Origin of the sequence: Sorangium sp. So ce362 (assembly GCF_051519845.1) — a bacterium.
In the GTDB taxonomy this organism is placed as follows: domain Bacteria; phylum Myxococcota_A; class Polyangia; order Polyangiales; family Polyangiaceae; genus Sorangium.
On sequence record NZ_CP150332.1, the window covers coordinates 7,897,302 to 7,914,178 of the forward strand.

At 73.5% G+C, this 16,877-nt stretch carries 11 protein-coding genes and 1 pseudogene; 8 read left to right on the plus strand and 4 right to left on the minus strand.

Annotated elements, in window-relative coordinates; translation table 11 throughout:
• Positions 1-201 precede the first annotated feature (201 nt).
• Positions 202-2,484 carry an alkaline phosphatase D family protein gene (locus WMF17_RS30180; RefSeq protein ID WP_437644395.1) on the plus strand — a complete coding sequence of 761 codons (2,283 nt, stop codon included), beginning with the start codon at positions 202-204 and terminating at the stop codon, positions 2,482-2,484.
• 87 nt (positions 2,485-2,571) lie between these two features.
• On the opposite strand, the gene WMF17_RS30185 is transcribed toward WMF17_RS30180, so the two are convergent.
• Positions 2,572-3,834, minus strand: a complete 1,263-nt coding sequence (locus WMF17_RS30185) for a hypothetical protein (protein WP_437644397.1) — start codon at positions 3,832-3,834, stop codon at positions 2,572-2,574.
• Positions 3,831-5,354: a hypothetical protein gene (locus WMF17_RS30190; protein WP_437651483.1), complete on the minus strand. Its 1,524-nt coding sequence runs from the start codon at positions 5,352-5,354 to the stop codon at positions 3,831-3,833. Before WMF17_RS30190 ends, WMF17_RS30185 begins: the two co-directional genes overlap by 4 nt.
• Positions 5,355-5,574: 220 nt before the next feature.
• On the opposite strand from WMF17_RS30190, the gene WMF17_RS30195 reads away from it, so the two are divergent.
• The gene (locus WMF17_RS30195; RefSeq protein WP_437651485.1) at positions 5,575-5,742 is read left to right on the plus strand and encodes a hypothetical protein; all 168 of its coding nucleotides are present in this window, start codon (positions 5,575-5,577) and stop codon (positions 5,740-5,742) included.
• 32 nt (positions 5,743-5,774) lie between these two features.
• Here the strand turns inward: WMF17_RS30195 and WMF17_RS30200 are convergent.
• Positions 5,775-5,849, minus strand: a pseudogene (locus WMF17_RS30200) (zinc-ribbon domain-containing protein); the annotation flags it as partial.
• Positions 5,850-5,985: 136 nt separating this feature from the next.
• On the opposite strand from WMF17_RS30200, the gene hisF reads away from it, so the two are divergent.
• From hisF to WMF17_RS30230, 6 genes are all read left to right on the plus strand, one after another.
• Positions 5,986-6,789, plus strand: coding sequence for an imidazole glycerol phosphate synthase subunit HisF (hisF, locus tag WMF17_RS30205; RefSeq protein WP_437596641.1), 804 nt, complete (start codon positions 5,986-5,988; stop codon positions 6,787-6,789).
• Entirely contained in the window at positions 6,786-9,062 is a 2,277-nt protein-coding gene (locus tag WMF17_RS30210; RefSeq protein ID WP_437644399.1) for a hypothetical protein, read from the plus strand. Before hisF ends, WMF17_RS30210 begins: the two co-directional genes overlap by 4 nt.
• A gap of 33 nt (positions 9,063-9,095) precedes the next feature.
• Complete coding sequence (locus WMF17_RS30215; protein WP_437596643.1) at positions 9,096-9,479, plus strand: TerB family tellurite resistance protein; 384 nt, start codon at positions 9,096-9,098, stop codon at positions 9,477-9,479.
• A gap of 319 nt (positions 9,480-9,798) precedes the next feature.
• Positions 9,799-11,424 (plus strand): delta-60 repeat domain-containing protein, encoded by a 1,626-nt coding sequence (locus tag WMF17_RS30220; RefSeq protein ID WP_437644401.1) that lies wholly within the window; start codon positions 9,799-9,801, stop codon positions 11,422-11,424.
• Between the two features lie 161 nt (positions 11,425-11,585).
• The gene (locus WMF17_RS30225; RefSeq protein ID WP_437644403.1) at positions 11,586-13,016 is read left to right on the plus strand and encodes an imelysin family protein; all 1,431 of its coding nucleotides are present in this window, start codon (positions 11,586-11,588) and stop codon (positions 13,014-13,016) included.
• Positions 13,003-14,472, plus strand: coding sequence for an HTTM domain-containing protein (locus tag WMF17_RS30230; protein WP_437644405.1), 1,470 nt, complete (start codon positions 13,003-13,005; stop codon positions 14,470-14,472). The genes WMF17_RS30225 and WMF17_RS30230 overlap by 14 nt, the downstream gene beginning before the upstream one ends.
• 18 nt (positions 14,473-14,490) lie before the next feature.
• Here WMF17_RS30230 and WMF17_RS30235 read toward each other — a convergent pair whose 3' ends face one another.
• The gene (locus tag WMF17_RS30235; protein WP_437644407.1) at positions 14,491-16,752 is read right to left on the minus strand and encodes a TonB-dependent receptor family protein; all 2,262 of its coding nucleotides are present in this window, start codon (positions 16,750-16,752) and stop codon (positions 14,491-14,493) included.
• Positions 16,753-16,877 lie beyond the last annotated feature (125 nt).

A 16,877-nucleotide genomic window follows, 5' to 3' on the forward strand; every position in this document is an offset into this window, starting at 1 on the left:
GCGGGTCGAGCCCGCACGAGAGGCCGCCTTACTCGGCACGTCAAGTAGCCCTCGCGCCCTTCGCGCGGAGGCGCCATGCTGCGGCCCGCGGCGCCCGAGCGAGCCCGAGGAGCGCGCGGGCGCGCGGCGCGAGGGCGGGCCCGGCGCCGCCGTTGCGCGCGCAGCGCCCGGGGTGTATCCGTCGTTGGAGGACTTCAATCGATGATGAGACGCCGAGACTTTCTTCGCGCCACCCTGGTGACCGCCGGCTCGGTGGTCGTGTCGACTTCCTGCACCGACGAAGAGGGCGGGCCCGGCGCGTGCGATGTACAAGAGGATGACGCGTCCTTTCCCCAGTCGGTGGCCTCCGGAGACCCGAAGCCCGACAGCGTCGTGCTGTGGACCCGGCTCGTCGACAGCGACCAGAAGACGGATCTCAGCCTGTCGCTCGTCGTCGCGCTCGACGAGGGGTTCACGCAGCTCGTGACGCTCAAGGCGACCTCCGGCAACGCGGCCACCGTGGGTTCGAACAGCACGCGGTTCCCCGTGACCGCCCGGGCGGAGTTCGATCACTGCGTCAAGGTCAAGGTGAGCGGCCTGAGCGCCGGGACCACCTACTATTACCGCTTCTACTACACGACGGGAGACGGCTGTGTCAGCTCGCGCATCGGCCGGACGCGGACGGCGCCGGCGCCCGACGCGGACGTGCCTGTGCGCTTCGCCTTCGTGTCGAGTCAGGACTACGTCGGTCGCTACTACAACGCGTATGCGGCCCTGGCGAGACAGCAGCTCGATTTCATCGTCCACCTCGGGGACTACATCGTCGAGACGACCGGCGATCCGAGCTTCCAGGCCCCCTCGGAGGAGCGCAAGATCACCTTCTCGGACGCGAACGGCGCCATCGCCTTCGAGCCGGCGCAGGGCGCCCCGTACCACGCCGCCAAGTCGCTGAGCAACTACCGGGAGCTCTACAGGACGTACCGGTCCGACCGGGCGCTCCAGAGGGTGCACGAGCTGTTTCCCATGATCGCCGTCTGGGGCGATCACGAGTTCTCGGGCGATTGCCACGGCGCGACAGCGACCTATTTCAACGGCCGGCAGCCGGAGACGGACGAGGAGCGGCGCAAGGCGGCGAACCAGGCCTGGTTCGAGTACATGCCGGTCGATTACACGGCGGGCGACGACTTCCGCTACAGCAAGACGGTCGAGTACCCCGAGGACATCACCATCTACCGGGACTTCACCTTCGGAAAGCACGTCCACCTCGTGATGACGGATCTCCGCACCTACCGCGCGGATCACCTGATCCCGGAGGACGGCTTCCCGGGTAAGATCTTCGCGAAGATCGGCGCTTTTGGCGCCCCGAACGACGTGCCCGAGCTAGCGGGCAACTACATCGAGAACATCGATACCTTCGAGGACGGCTACTACGCGAACGTGCTGAAGGAGGCCGCGCCCGTGCTCGGCTTCGATCCGAGCCTCGGGTACACGCAGGACGAGCGGACCCGCACCATCAGCGTCGCCTTCGTCAATGCGATCGTGGAGAAGCTGAACGAGCAGGGGGCAGAGCCGCCGCTGGACCTCATCGACCCAAGCGTGAGCGCCTTCTGGGATCGCGGGCTCGCCTACGTCGATCTCGGAAAGTACGTCGATCTCGCGCTCGAGAAGCCCGACTTCTACAGCGCGTTCGGGTCGCGCTATTTCGTGGTCAAGGACACCTTCGATGCGGCCTCGCTGATCGCGTTCAAACCGACGCCCACCGGGCCCCCCGCCGAGGCCATGGTCATGGGGGAGGCACAGCTGGCGTGGTTCAAGGACAAGATCAACGGGTCCAAGAGCACATGGAAGGTGTGGGGAAACGAGTACTGCCTTTCACAGCTCGCCATCGATATAACGATGTCCGCCACAGAGCCGGTCAACCGGCGCTTCTACCTGAGCTGCGACGGCTGGGACGGCTTCCGCGAGCAGCGGAACGCGCTGCTCCGCGAGATCGCGGCCCCCAACGTGGTGGCGATCTCGGGCGATCCCCACGCCTTCTTCGCAGGGACGCCGGCCGTCGACAGCGCCGACGCCGACCCGCCGAAGATCGTGGAGTTCGTCGGCGCCGCGATCTCGTCGACGACGTACCAATCGCGGCTGCAGAAACAGGTGGCCAGCCATCCGCTGCTGAAGAAACTCAACGAGATGGCGAACATCGCCGAGCTCATCAACGTCGACCCCTCCGAGTCCAAAGCGACGATCAATCCGTACCTCGCCTTCAGCAACACAACGAGCAACGGATTCTGCATCGCCGAGGCGAACGCCGAGGAGTTCGTCGTGAGCATGCACATGCTCCCCGCCGACGCGCTCGCGAAACCCCTGTACGAGGAGGCCGACGCGGCGACGCTCGACGACCAGATCACGATCACGCGGTTCAGGACGGCCGCGGGCGAGTCGGAGCTGTACGTGGACGAGGAGGGCACCTGGAAGAAGTGGACCCCGAACACGACGAGCCAGGACGGCTGACCCACGGCCGTCCCCGATGCACCGCGCGGGCGCGTTGATCGCACGCGCGCGGCCGGCCGCAGGGGGCGCCGGGCCCGGGCGCGCGGCTCAGCGCGCCAGCATCACCACGGTGCCGTCACGGCAAGCGATCGCCATCCGCTCCTCGCCCGCAGGGACGACGGCGACCGGGGCAGCGCAGACACGCTCGGCGGCGATCGAGACGTTGCCGTCCGCCTCGACAACGCCGGCACGGCCTCCCGCACGGACGAAGCCGACGCGGCCCGTGCGATCGATCACGACCGGCGGGCTCGGCTTCGCGTCCGCCGCGCCCAGGAAGCCGGAGAGCCCGACGGCGGGCGGGGCGGCGAGAGGCCGGTCGATGGCGACCCGGAGCGCCTCGTTGCCCGAGGCGTCGACTCCGAGGAGCAGGCCGACGTTCGAGAGGACCACGGCCACGCCGCCGACGCCGACGGCGGGCGGCCCGTCGAGCCCGCCGAAGGCGCCGCCGACGCGGACACCGGTGGTCCCGGTCGGCAGATCCAGCGCGACGAGGCGGCGGCCGTCGATGACCGCGAGCAGCGTGCGGGCGTCGGCGAGCGCGGCGCCGCGGCGGGGCAGGCCGCCGAGGGAGCCGAGCCGCCTCGGCGCGCTGGGCGGACGCCAGGTCAGCACCGCGCCCGACTCGGTGGTGACGAGCGTGCCGCCGGGGCCCGCGAGCAGGGCGCCGGTCGCGCGCTCCGGGATCTCGGCGCGGGCGCGCACGCTCCCGTCCGCGGCGAGCTCGACGAGGGAGCGCCCCGCGGCGACCACGAGCCCGCCGTCGTCGAGCGCGAGCGGCGTCACGTCGGCGTCGCGCCCGCGGAGGCCAAGGGGGACCGCGAAGCGCACGCTCCCCGCAGGCGTGAGCCCGACGGCGAGGCCGGACGAGGTGATCAGCGCGAGGGTGCCGTCGCTCGTGATCGCGGCGGGCGCGAGCGGCGCGCTGTCGCCGATGCGCACGCGCCAGCGCTCCCGGCCGTCGGCGCCGAGCTTGACGACCTCGGGGACGGTCAGCGTGAGGAGGAGGTCGCCGTCGGCGTCGACGAGCGGCGCCGCGTCGATGCCGGCGCGGAGCTGCCTCCGCCACGCCTCGCGCGCAGGGATGGGCAGCCGCGCCGCGGAGCGGCCGGTGCGGTGCGCGTCGAGCCGGTCGCTCGGGGCGAAGCCGCGGGGCGCGCCGACCACGATCGTGCGCGGCCGGCTCGTGTCCACCGCGTCGGCGAAGGCGAGCGGCGCCGTGGCGGGGAGCAGGGCCGCGGCCGCGGCGAGGCCCGCCCTCCAGAGGCGACGCGGCCGGCGCGGGCCGCGCTCTGTCGCGCGCGCGGCGCTCATCGGCCACCCTTCAGGGTGAACTCGACCCACACCTCGGGGATCTCGGCGCCGCCCGGCGCGGCGAACGGGGGCGCGACGCTGCCATAGGCGGTGAGGACGTCCCCGCGCTGGGCGGGGTTCTCGGCGCCGTGGACGAGCCGGACCTTGCACGCATCCGGCGAGCGCGCCGCGGCGCCGGGGCTCGCGCTCGCGGCGGTCGCGCCGGCCTCCTTGCAGCCGGAGGCGGGCGGAACCGAGAGCAGGATCAGCGTCGAGTACCCCTGCCGGCGCGCCTCGAGGACCTCGCCGGTCAGCGCGATCGGTTTGCCGATGTGGTCCTTCCCGCCCGCGGCGAGCTCGGCGTAGCCGATGGGACCGCGGCCGGCGAACTCCTTCGCGGCGGCGGCGAGCCGGTCGACCCGGCGCACCGCGATCTTCGCGATGCGCGGCGCCATGCCCTGCATCTTGGCGCGCACCTCGAACTGGGTCGCGCCCACGGATGAGACGTTCATCACGTGCGCGAAGGTGCCGTCGGGGCGGACCGCGATCGGGTGCGCGCCGGCGAAGAGCTGGGCCCCGCGGGCCGTGCGCCCGGCGAGCACGAAGCTCTCCTTGTCGATGACCACGCTCGGGCCGGGCGCCTCGATGCCGAGCGGGACGATGCCGACCGCGACGCTCACCATGCCCTGCTCGCGCGGGCCGTCGGGCGGCGCGACGGTGTACGGCACCTGCCGGCTCAAGGTCTTCGTCTCGTCCGAGAGCCCGGTGACCGCCGCGGTGACGTCGATCGACTCGATGGCCCGGCCGCTCGTGAGCGCGACCTCCTTGCCGTCGAGGATCACCTGCGTGCCCTTGCTCGCCTCGACCACGACCTGGATCGACGGGCGCTCCCCTTGCAGGGTGCCGAGGTCGGGGCGGATCCGGTAGGCGACGTGGATGGAGACGCCGACCGTCTCGTCGCGCCCCCTCCCGGGGCGGTCGATGGCGACCTTCATCCGGTTTTCGCCGACGGAGAGCGGGCTCGCGAGCGGGATCTGCGCGACGCGGGCGGCGATGGTCGCGCGGCCCTCGCCGATGGAGACCGCCGTGCCGTCGGGGCAGCTGTCGCACCGGAGCTCGATGACCTCGCGGCCACCGGCGTCGGCGCGGGCGCGCGCGGTCACCGGGGGCGCGCTCGGCCAGAGCAGCGCGAACAGGACGGCGCCGAGCGCGAGCACGCCGCCCGCGGCGACGACGACGACGGCCCGACGGGACGTGCGCGCGCGCGTGCTCGGCGGCGCCGGCGCCAGCCGCTGCTTCAGGCGCAGCGGGCGCATGAGCGCCGGGTTCCGCAGCGCCGGGGCACGGAAGCGCATGGGGGCGATCGTCGCGCCGAGCTCGCCGGCCGGCTGGTAGCGCGCCTCGAGCTCGGGATCGGGCTCGGCCGGGGCGCCGGGCGCGAGCGGCGCGATGCCGGGCCGAGCGACGCCGACCAGCGTGCGGGACGCTGCCGGCGGCGGCGCCGGACCGCGCGCCGCGGGGAGGCTCGGGGCGAGCGGCACGGTAGAATCGAGGAGCTGCGCGCCCGGCGGCGGGTACGCCGGTGCGCCCGGCGGCGGGTACGCCGGCGCGCCCGGCGGCGGGTACACAGGCGCGCCCGGCCGCGCCGGCGCATCGAAGCGCGCGCCTGACGCGACTGCGCCCGGGGTCCCGACGGCAAGCGTGCCCCCGGACAGGCGCGGATCCGCCTGCACGGGCGCCTGGCCGAAGATCGCGGCGGGCATGCCGACGATCGTGCGCGATGCGGCGCTCGGCGCGCCGGCCATGGGCGGCAGCGCGGCCTTGCCGTGGCCCGCGCCGCCCGGATCGGCCGGGGCGGGCGGCGTCTGCCGGAGCAGGTCGGGGAGCGCGACGCCGACCATGGTGCGGGCCACGGGCTTCAGGCCGTGATGGCCCGCCGCTCCGCCCGGCGGCATGAGCGCGGCGCCACAGTGCGGGCACGCGTTCGAGCCCTCGGGGATGGGTTTCCCGCAGTGCGGGCAATGCATGGGCGCCATGGTAGCGAGGAACCGCGGCGCGGTCAGGCTCCGGGCGTCCAGTCCACGCGGGGCCCCGTCGCTGCGACGGAAACGCCGGCGAAAGCGCGCCTCGCAACAGTTGGCCCACGCGCGGCAGGTACGCTAACGCCCACGTATGCTCGCGAAGCGCATCATCCCGTGCCTCGACGTCAAGGACGGCCGCGTCGTGAAGGGCGTCCGCTTTGTGGGGCTGCGGGACGCCGGCGATCCCGTCGAGGCCGCCCGCCGTTACGACGCCGAGGGCGCCGACGAGATCACGTTCCTCGACATCACCGCGTCGCACGAGAAGCGCGGCATCATCCTGGACGTCGTGGCGCGCACGGCGGACGTGCTGTTCACCCCGCTGACGGTCGGCGGCGGCGTCAAGTCCGAGGAGGACATCGAGGCGCTCCTCCACGCCGGGGCCGACAAGGTGGCGATCAACACCGCGGCCGTGAACGATCCCGACCTCGTGCGCCGCGCCGCGGATCGGTGGGGCGCGCAGGCGATCGTGGTGGCGATCGACGCGCGCCGGATCGCCGATCCCTCGCGTGTGGCCTGGACCGTGGTGACCCACGGCGGCCGGCGGGATACGGGGCGCGACGCGGTCGCGTGGGCCGAGGAGATCGCGCGCGCGGGCGCCGGCGAGCTGCTCGTCACGAGCATGGACCGCGACGGCACGCGGGACGGGTACGACCTCCTGCTGACGGCCGCCATCGCGCGGGCCGTGCCGGTCCCGGTGATCGCGTCGGGCGGCGTCGGGACGCTGGATCACCTGCGCGCCGGCCTCGTCGAGGGCGGCGCCGACGCCGCGCTCGCCGCGTCGATCTTCCACGACGGCGAGTACACGATCGGCGAGGCGAAGGCGTACCTCGCGGCGGCGGGGGTGCCCGTCAGGCCGGCGCGCGCGAGCGACGCGGCGGCGCGGGGGCTCTCGTGAGCGCCTGCGTCACGCTGGAGGAGGTGCTCGCGGCGGCGCACGCGCGATGCGCCTCGCTGGTGCCGGAGACCTCGGGCTACCTCGCGCTGGCGGTCAGCGACGCGACGTCGCGCCTGCCCCTCCGGCTCGACCATCGCGCGGTGCTGCTCACGACCGAGGGCACCGTCACGCTGCGCTCGCGCGGCGAGGCGGTGGCGCCCGCGGAGGCGGCGCGGCTGCTGCGCGATCTGCTCGCGCGGCTGCTCGCCTCGTCCGCGGGCAGCATGCCGAGCCTCGCGGCGACCGCGCGCCCGCGCCCCGCGTCCGAGCAGGACCCGGACGCGGTGGCGCGCGAGCTCGAGGCCGCGCTGATCCCGGTGAACCGCAACGCCGCCCGGCGCGCGCTGGCGCGGCTCGCCCGCGAGACGCTGCGCGCCAAGGAGGCCGGCCGGCTGAAGCGCGCGCGGGCGGAGGTCCAGGCGAGGCCCGCGGCGCAGGAAGCGAGCGAGAGGGCGCAGCCGCCGCCCGCGCGATCGCAGCACGAGCCGCGCGCCGAGGCAGCGGTCGCGCCCCGCGGCCAGGCCGCCGTGGCGCCGCGTGACCCAGCCGCCGCGATGCGCGACGAGGCCGCGCCGCCGGCGCCGGCGATCGTGGCGCTCACCCTCAGCCCCGGGCCGATCGCGCCTGCGATCGTGGAGCTCACCCTCAGTCCCGGGCCGGTCGCGTGCGAGACCGCCGGGCCGCCGCTCCAGGCCTCTGCGGTGGCGGGCGAGGTCGCCGGGACCTCGGCCGTCGAGCCGTCTCCCGAGCATGCCGCGCGCTCCGAGGCGCAGACCGGCGCGGTCGAGCCCCCCACGCACGCCGGCGCGCAAGCCGAGGCCTTCCCGGAGCCGACACCCACCATCGTGCAGGCGGTGGTGGAGATCGAGACGGCCGGAGCGCCGGCCGAGGTCCCGGTGATCCCGGAGCTCATCGAGCCTGTGCGGTCGATCGCGCCCGTGGCGCTCATCGCGTCGAGCTCGCCGATCGCGCCGGCGGTGGCGGCCGTCGCACCTGAAGGGACGCGCGCCGTGGCAGGATCATCGCCCGTCGCCTGCGCCTCGGGGTACGGGGAGGCGCTCACGAGCCCCGAGGGGATCGAGGTGTTCCTCGTCGACTTCTCCCCTGCCCCCGCCCGCGTCGCGCCGCCTCCCCGGGAGCCTACGCCGACCGACTCGATCCTCGTCGAGCTCTCGCCGGATCCCGCCGGCGTCGTCCCGCTCTCGCAGGAGCCGACGCCCACCGTGGCCACGGCCGTATGGGCGGAGAGGATGGCGGCCGAGGGCGCCGCGGCCAACCACCTGGCGGAGGCGCCCGCCGGGGCGACCGAGGTTCCGGCGGAGGCCGGCGAGGTTCCGGCGGAGGCCGTCGAGACTGCGCGCGCCCCCGCCATCCATTTCAAGGTCGAGGAGGCGGCAGCTCTCCAGGTCACCCCGGCCTACGACGGCTGGCCGCTCGTCCGTCGGGAGCACCTCGGCGCCGTGCCCGCGGGTCCTCGAGCGCCCGTCGCGTCGCTCGAAGAAACGCCGGAAGCGCGACACACGCTGCCCTGGCCCCTTCCGGCGCAGCGCGGCGACGGTGCTCCGGCCGCGGCGGCCGCGCCTGCGGCGGCCGAGACCTCGGCGGCGGTGGAGGCGGATGCCCCGGTGTCGGCGCTCGACGCCGTGCCGGCAGACCCGCCCGCGGACGCGGCCCCGGCGGAGGAGCCGTGCCCGGCGGGCCTCGCTCCCATCGACGCCATCGTGTGGAGCGCCTCGCGTCGATCCCGGAGCGCGCGCCCCCCGGCGGACGGCGCCGGAGCTTCCCGGGTCGACGAGCTCGTCGCGCGCTTCGTGGCGCAGTCGGAGCACAGCGCGCAGCGCCGCGCCGCGCGCAGCATGAAGGCGCTCGCAGGCCTCGACCTCACCCTCACGCCTCCCCCGGTCGCGGCTCTCTCCGCGAGCTCCGCGCTCGCCATCGCGGGCGTGCGCTCGCCCGTCCCCGGGGCGGGGCGTCCCGTTCCGTCCGAGCGGGCCGCGCCCGAAGCCGAGCCGGTCGCGCTGGACGAGGGCAGCAGGCCGCCTGCGCCCCTGGTGACCCGGCGCCGGAGAGGCCTGTCCCTGTGGCTCGCGCTCGTCGCGCTCGCCCTGCTCTTCGCCGGGCTCGCCGGGACGCTGCGGCCGGAGCTCTTCGCCTCGCTGGCCGGGCCGCTCGCGCGCGGCGCCCTGCACGTCGTGCCGCACGCGGAGGCGAGGACGCCGCCCCCTCACGATTGACGTTGCCCCGGAGGAGCGACGACACTCGTCGCCATGCAAGAGCAGAGCATGGCGATCGTGAAGTCGCTCGTGAGCGTGGCGTGGGCGGACGGCGAGCTCCACGACACCGAGCGCGAGATGGTGGAGGGGCTGATCGCGGCGTTCGAGGCAAGCGAGGACCAGGCCAAGGAGATCCGCGCCTACGCCGCCGAGCGGAAGACCCTGGACGACGTGCCCCTCGGCGAGCTCGGCGGCGACGACCGCCGCACGCTGCTCCAGCACGCGGTGCTGCTCACCTTCGTCGACGGCGAGCAGCACGACGCGGAGAAGCAGTACCTCGCCGCGCTGTGCAAGAAGCTCGAGATCCCCGAGCTCGAGTCCGAGCAGCTCATCCAGTCGGCCGAGGCCCGCGCCCGGCGCCTCCTCACCTTGCTCTGACGCGGCGGCGGCGGCGCCCGCGCGCTGCCAGCCCGAGCGGCACGACGTCGAGACCGCTGCGCGATTGAGGCGGACGGAAGACCGGCAGCAGGGATGCGCCGAGGATCGCCGTGGCACAGCTTCGATCCAGGCGATTCGCGCCTCGAGAACGGGCGTGGAGGCAACGCCGCGCTGCCCGTCCCGGCGAGATCCCCGGCAATCACCGGCCCATCGACGCGCCAGATCCAGCGGAATCTCTTGACAGAGCGGTCTTCCTGCACATACATTTCCGCCTCAGTTAGCGACTTTCATTATCATCTTCATGAAAGGGTCGTCGATCATGCCTTCGAGGAGAACCTGGCTGTCCGCTCATCGGACCGTTCTCGCGACGTTCGGAATTTCCTGGTGCGTGCTGTTCGGCGGGGTGGCTGCGTGCGGTGACGACACCGACGGCCAGGAGAATTCTGGAGGCGCCGGGGGTACAGGCGGTGCGACCTCGACGAGCAGCACCGGCGGGGGCGGTGAGGGCGGGGGCACCGGCGGCGCGAGCGAAGGCGGCGGCGGCCCGGGCGAAGGCGGCGGCACCGGCGGCGCGAGCGAAGGCGGCGGCGGCGCGGGCGAAGGCGGCGGCACCGGCGGCGCGGGCGAAGGCGGCGGCACCGGCGGCGCGGGCGAAGGCGGCGGCACCGGTGAGGAGCCCTGGGCGGACGGCTTCGCAGGGGTCGTGGCGCTCGATGAGGCCGCCGACGACCGCTTCTGGGCCGTGGCGTTCGACGCCGAATCGAAGGCCTACGCCGCGGGACACGTGGCCGTGGAGGGCGACACCCACATGGTGGTGGCGCGCTTCAACACCGATGGCTCGCGCGACACCACCTTCGGCACGAACGGGATAGCGAAGGTCAACGTGGTCGCGGGCGGGACCGCAGAGACCGCGCGCGGCATCGTCCTGCAGTCCGACGGCAAGGTCGTGCTCGCGGGCAATGTCGAGCACGACCCGAGCGCCACGCCGCCCGACGCGGATCTCGCGGTCGTACGGTTCAACACCGACGGCACGCTCGACACGACCTTCGGCACGGACGGCATCGCCATCCACGATCTCGGCGCCGGTGACGGCAACACGGGCGACATGCTCTGGGGCGTCGACCGCGACATCGACGATCAGCTGGTCCTCTTCGCCTCCAAGAAGGCGGAAGGCCGCGCCGATCGAGACCGCGCGATCGTGCGGCTCACCGCGGACGGCGATCTGGACACCACCTTTGCGACCGAGGGGGTTCACACGCTCGACGTCGACGGGCTGAACCTGGGCGACAACCCGCGCAACGGGCTCGTGCAGCCCGACGGCAAGATCTTCTCTTCCGGTTACACGAGCGTGGGCGGCAGGAACCAGATCGTGCTGCTGCGGCTGAACGACGACGGGACCCCCGATACGACCTTCTCGTCGGACGGCGTCGTGAGGCTCGCGCCGTTCCCGGTCGGCATGGCCGAGGCCTACGGCGCGGCCCTCCAGTCGGACGGCAAGTACGTGACCACCGGATACGGGCGCGCCGAGGAGAGCGGCCCTGTGGACCTCGTGTCCTTCCGCGTCACGGCCACCGGCGGTTTCGACGCCTCCTGGGGCGTGAGCGGCGGCTTCCTGCTCGACGTGGCCGGCGACAACGATCGCGGGCGCAACCTCCTCGCCCTGCCCGACGATCGCGTCGTGATGGTCGGGAGCGCCACCCCGGCCACGGGGAATGTCGATGCCATGATCGCCGTGCTCGATCGGAATGGCGCCCCGGACGCGCGCTTTTCTCCGAGCGGACATCGGCTCTACAGCTTCGATCGTTCCGATGACTCGCTCTTCGGCGTCGCGGTGTCCCCGAACGGCGCCTGGATCGCGGCCGCCGGATACCGGTCCGACGGCAACGGGCCCGAGGACGACGACGCGACGCTGGTCCTGCTGCCGGTCCCGGCCCCGAGGGACTGACACGACCGATACGAGAGGCAGCGCGCTCCCCGCCTCGTGTTGACGGACGGGGAGCGACCGACGATCCTCCCGTGAAACGAGCCTCGGCCGCCGCGACGCCGCGGGGCCCGGGGCGAGCGCCCGTATCCCAGGAAGGCTGCATGAACAGCGTGAGGCCGAGAATGAACCGGGCCCCGAACGGGAGCGCAGCCCACCGCCTCCCGGCGGCGCTCCTGCTGTCGCTCGTCGGCGTCGCCACGGTCGTCGCGTGTCGCAAGCCTCCCCCGAACGAGGTTGTCTACACCGGCCAGAACGCGGGCCCCGGCGGCGCGCAGCCATCGGGCAGCGGCGGGGCTGCGCCCGCGCCTTCGACCGGGAGCGGCGCCGGGAGCGCCACGACGGCGAGCGCCACGACGACGGGCGCCACGACGGGCGCCTCCACGAGCGCCGCGACCGGAGGCGCGGGGGGCGGCGAGCCGGGCGTCGGTGACGTCTGCGCCCCGGTCCCCATCGCTGAAGGCCCCTTCACGAAAGCCAAGCTGCTCTCGGCGGCCGCCGACTGCGCGCTGAACCGCGCCTGCGAGTTCGAGGCGCAGGCGCGCGCGCTCAGCGAGAGCGCCTCGGCCTTCGCCAGCGACCCGGGCGAGCCGAGCGCCTCCGCCGCGCGCGGCGCCTGGCTCGCCGCCATGACGGTCTGGCAGGAGGCAGAGATCTTCCGCTTCGGCCCCGCGGCGAGCTCCGCGCATCCTGGAGGGCAGGATCTCCGGGACCAGATCTACGCCTGGCCCCTCGTGAGCCGGTGCAAGATCGAGGAGCAGATCGTGAGCCGGGCCTACGCGCAACCGAGCTTCTCCTCGTCGCTCATCAACGCCCGCGGCCTCGCCGCGTTCGAGTACCTCGTCTTCCACGGTGGCGGCGACAACGCCTGCTCGCAGTTCTCGACCATCAACGCGAGCGGCACCTGGGCGGCGCTCGGCGCCGGAGAGCTCGCGCGGCGCAAGGCCGATTATGCCGCCGCGGTGGCCGCGGACGTGCTCACCCGCGCGGGCGCGCTCGCGCGCGTCTGGGCGCCCGAGGCGGGGAGCTTCCGGGAGAAGCTCACCCAGGCCGGCCACGGGAGCCCCGTCTTCGCGACCGAGCAGGACGCGCTCAACGCGGTGAGCGACGCGATGTTCTATGTCGAGAAGGAGCTCAAGGACTGGAAGCTCGGGCGGCCGCTCGGCTTCACCGCGGACTGCGTGACGCCCACCTGCCCGGAAGCGCTGGAGTCCCGCTTTGCCCTGGTCTCGGCGGCGCACCTCCGGGCGAACCTGAGAGGCTTCCGGCGCCTGTTTCAGGGCTGCGGCGAGGGCGGCGAGGGCGTCGGGTTCGACGACTGGCTGCGCGAGATCGGCTCGGGCGATCTCGCCGATCGCATGCTCTTGGCGCTCTCGGGAGCCCAGGCGGCCGTGGACGCGCTCGACCTGCCGATGGAGCAGGCGCTCGCGACCGACCGGGCGAAGGTCGAGGGGGTCTACAACGCCGTGAAGGCCCTGACGGACCTGCTCAAGACGGAGTTCGTCAGCGCGCTGAACCTCGAGCTGCCCCAGTCGTCGGAAGGTGACAACGACTGAGCCCCCTGACCGCGCGCCCTCCCGCGGGCTCGCGGCGGCGTGGTCGCGGGCGGCCGGGGCGCTGGCTCGCCCGGTCGATATCGCCTGGCTCGCCGCGTTCCGCGCCCTGTTCGGGCTCACGATGTGCGTGAGCATGGCGCGCTTCATCGCGTACGGCTGGATCGACGAGCTCTTCGTCAAGCCGAGCTTTCATTTCAAGTACTGGGGCTTCGCCTGGGTCGAGCCGCTGCCGCCGGCCGGGATGCACGCCCTGTTCTGGGCGCTCGGGGCGCTCGCCCTGGCGATCGCCCTCGGCCTCATGTTCCGCGTCGCGGCGCCCTTGTTCGTCGTCGGCTTCACCTACCTGCAGGTCATCGACGTCACGACGTACCTCAACCACTACTACCTCGCGAGCCTGCTCGGCCTCCTGCTCGCGGTGTCGCCCGCGCACCGCGCCTGGTCCGTCGACGCGCTGTTCTCCCGGCGCCGCGAGCGCTCCGTCCCGGCCGCGTGGCTGTACCTGTTCCGCTTCCAGGTCGGCGTCGTCTACACGTTCGCGGGGCTCGCCAAGGCGCACGGCGACTGGCTCCTGCACGCGCAGCCGCTCAGGATATGGCTCGGCTCGCGCACCGACATGCCGGTCCTCGGCCCGCTCTTCACGCACCCGTGGGCCGCGCCGCTCATGAGCTGGGCGGGGTTCCTGTTCGACACAAGCATCGTCTGGCTGCTCCTCGTCCGGAGGCTCCGTCCCTTCGCCTACGTCGCGGTGATCCTGTTCCACGCCGTCACGCGCGCGCTGTTCCCGATCGGGATGTTCCCGGTGATCATGGTCCTGTCCGCGCTCGTGTTCTTTCCCCCGACGTGGCCCGGGTGGCTCGTCGCCCGGGCGCGCGCGCTCCTCGGCCACGGCAGCGCCGGCGGCCACGGCAGCGCCGGCGAGCAGCCCGCGCTCGCGGGCGACCTTGCCGCCTCGCCGGCGGCGCCCCCCGCGCGACGGCTGCGCGCGCTCGGGCTCGCGCTCGGCGCCGCGTACTGCGCGGTCCAGCTCGCGCTGCCGCTCCGGTTCCTGGCGTACGGCGGCAACGTGCGCTGGCACGAGCAGGGAATGCGCTTCTCGTGGCGCGTGATGGTCCGCGAGAAGAACGGGAGCGTCACCTTCATCGTCCGCAACACGCAGACCGGCCGGACGTGGCACGTGAGCCCGCGGGAGTACCTGACCCGCCAGCAGGAGCGCGAGATGGCGGGCCAGCCCGACCTCATCCTGCAGCTCTCTCGCCACATCCGGGGAGACTTCGAGCGCCGCGGCCGCGGGCCCGTGGAGGTGCGCGCCGACGCCCTCGTCTCGCTCAACGGCCGCCGCATCGCGCGCCTCATCGATCCTGGCGTCGACCTCGCCTCGGTCCGCGACGGCATCGCCCCGGCGTCTTACATCCTCCCGGGCCCGAAGGAGCCTCCGCCGCACCTCCGGCCGCTCTGATCGACGCCAGGCTCCGCGTCAGAACGACGCCTTGGCCCCGACCTGGATCCAGCGCGGCGCGTTCGGCCGGGCGCCGAAGGGCCGGCGCGACACGATGTACTGGGAGCCGAGGATGTTGCGCGCGTTCGCGTAGAGCACGAGCGGCCCGACGACACGCACCTTGGCGCTCGCGTCGATCAGGAGCTGCTCGTCGGTGGCGAGCGCCTGGGACATGGGCTCGCCGCCGGCCTTCTCGCGCATCGCCGACACGTAGCTTGCGCCCACGACGACGCCGGCGCGCTCGTGCTCGACCCCGACCGACAGGCTCGCCTGGTGCCGCGGCACGTAGGGCATCTCGTCCCCCTTCGCCACCCGGCCGAAGATGGGGTCGTCCGAGGTGAAGCTCGAGAGAAACTCGGTCTGGGTGAGCGTGTAGGCCACGGTGATCGGCAGCTTCAGCTGGCCGAGCGGGACCTCGTGCTCGGCGTAGGCCTCGACGCCGTAGATCCGGGCCTCGCCCGCGTCGTACTGGCGGTCGAGATCCGCGTCGAGGCAGCCGCTCGAGAGCGTGCAGACGTCCGTGATGTTCGAGTAATCGTTGTAGTAGCCGATGAGCTCCGCGCGCAGCGGTCCGTCGGCGAAGCGCGCGCCGCCCTCGTAGTTCACGCTGAGCTCGGGCAGGACGTGCTCGTCGCTCCCCGGCGCCGGCGGGCTGAAGCCGCGGTAGACGCCGGCCAGGAGCCCGAGCGCCTCGGTGAGCGCGTAGTAGGCGCCGGCGCCGGGCAGGAGCGCCCGCGCGAGCCGCGTCTGCTCGCTCCCGGCCGCGCGATCCACGAACGCGGAGCGCATCATCTCGATCCGGACGCCGGGCGTCACCGTGAGCGATCTCCACGTGACCGCGTCGCTCGCATGGAGCGCGGCCGCCTCGGTCCACGCCTCGTTGAACTGGGTCACGACGGTCGGGCCGCCGTCCGGCACGAGCGTGCCCCCGAGCACGTGAAACCCGTTCTCGCTGTGACGGCGCTCGACCCGATCGTAGTGCAGGCGCAGGCCGTACTCGACGCGGTGCGAGACCGGCCCCGTGGTCGTGTTCCAGCGGACGCGGGTCTCCACGCCATGGGCGGCGAAGTCGCGCTCGTTGGGGCCGATGAGCAGCGCCTCTCCCGGCGTCGAGCTGTCGAGCTGCCCGGTGAGCACGGCGTAGTACACCGCGTTCTGCGGCGTGTCGGGGGCGGCGAGCACGTCGAACAGGTTGGCCCCGCGGAAGCCGTTCACCTTGCGCCACGCGCGCGAGAAGTCGTTCCGGTAGACGGTCGTCGTCACCGACAGGTCCGGGGACGGCTCGATCACGTGGGTCAACGCGACCGCGGTGCGGTGGTTGCGCATCCGGTCGAGCGCGCTCACGCCGTAGCGGCGGCGCGGGCTCGCCTCGAAGTCCTCGTCCGTGATGCCGAGGTACGTCTCGTTCGAGAGCTCTTCCGAGTACGTGAGCTTGAGGCGGAGCTCGTTCTTGATGCGCGCGGTCGGGTCGACGACGTAGCTGCCCTTGAGCATCACCTCGTTGCGGTAGAACCCGGTGTCCGCGCCGCCCGGGAGCTCCTTGAACCCGTCGCTCCGGAGGTGCACGCCCTCGACGAGGAAGTCCATCTGACCGTCGCTCGACCCGAGATAGCCGTGCGCCTTGCCGTAGCCGTACTCGCCGAGGGCGAGGTCGAGCGCGCCCGAGGCGAGCGACGGGGCGGAGCGGGTGATGAGATCCACCGTGCCGCCCACGGTCTGCGGGCCGTACGCGATGGCCCCTGGCCCCTTGATCACCCGCACGTTCGACATGCGCGTGATCAGGGGGAAGTAATAGGCTGCTGGCGCGGAGTACGGCGCAGGCGAGATGGGGACGCCGTCCTCCATGAGCGTCACCTTCTTGCTGCGATCGGGGTTGACGCCGCGCACACCGATGTTCGGCCGCAGGCCCAGCCCGTCCTCGCCCCTCACGTACACGCCTGGGACGCTGATCAGCACCGCGTGCGGGTCGTCGTGCTCGAAGCGCTCCAGCTGGCGGCTCTTGATCACATGGGCAGAGCCCGCGGTCCTCGTCACGCGCGTCCCCGCGACCGTGACCTCCGCCGGCGCTTCGCCACGAGGGGGCGGCGCCTGCTCCGGTGCGGCAGCGCCCTGGACCTCCACCGGCGCTTCGCCACGAGGGGGCGGCGCCTGCTCCGGCGCGGCAGCGCCCTGGACCTCCGCCGGCGCTCCGCCACGAGGGGGCGGCGCCTGCTCCGGCGCGGCAGCGCCCTGCACCTCCACCGGCGCTCCGACATCCGGAGGGGGACCCGAAGCAGAGGGGTCCCCTGGGCTCGGTTCAGGAGACTGCGCATGGGCGCGGGTCAGGGTGAGCAGAAGCACGGGCGCGGCGAGGCCAAGCCCGCGTA

What these genes read in the sequence shown, in the direction of transcription:
- WMF17_RS30195 (WP_437651485.1), top strand. Translation starts at nt 5,575, where the DNA reads ATGCCGACGATCGTGCGCGATGCGGCGCTCGGCGCGCCGGCCATGGGC.
- WMF17_RS30225 (WP_437644403.1), top strand. Translation starts at nt 11,586, where the DNA reads ATGAACCGGGCCCCGAACGGGAGCGCAGCCCACCGCCTCCCGGCGGCG.
- WMF17_RS30185 (WP_437644397.1), bottom strand. Translation starts at nt 3,834, where the DNA reads ATGAGCGCCGCGCGCGCGACAGAGCGCGGCCCGCGCCGGCCGCGTCGC.
- WMF17_RS30215 (WP_437596643.1), top strand. Translation starts at nt 9,096, where the DNA reads ATGCAAGAGCAGAGCATGGCGATCGTGAAGTCGCTCGTGAGCGTGGCG.
- hisF (WP_437596641.1), top strand. Translation starts at nt 5,986, where the DNA reads ATGCTCGCGAAGCGCATCATCCCGTGCCTCGACGTCAAGGACGGCCGC.
- WMF17_RS30220 (WP_437644401.1), top strand. Translation starts at nt 9,799, where the DNA reads ATGCCTTCGAGGAGAACCTGGCTGTCCGCTCATCGGACCGTTCTCGCG.
- WMF17_RS30180 (WP_437644395.1), top strand. Translation starts at nt 202, where the DNA reads ATGATGAGACGCCGAGACTTTCTTCGCGCCACCCTGGTGACCGCCGGC.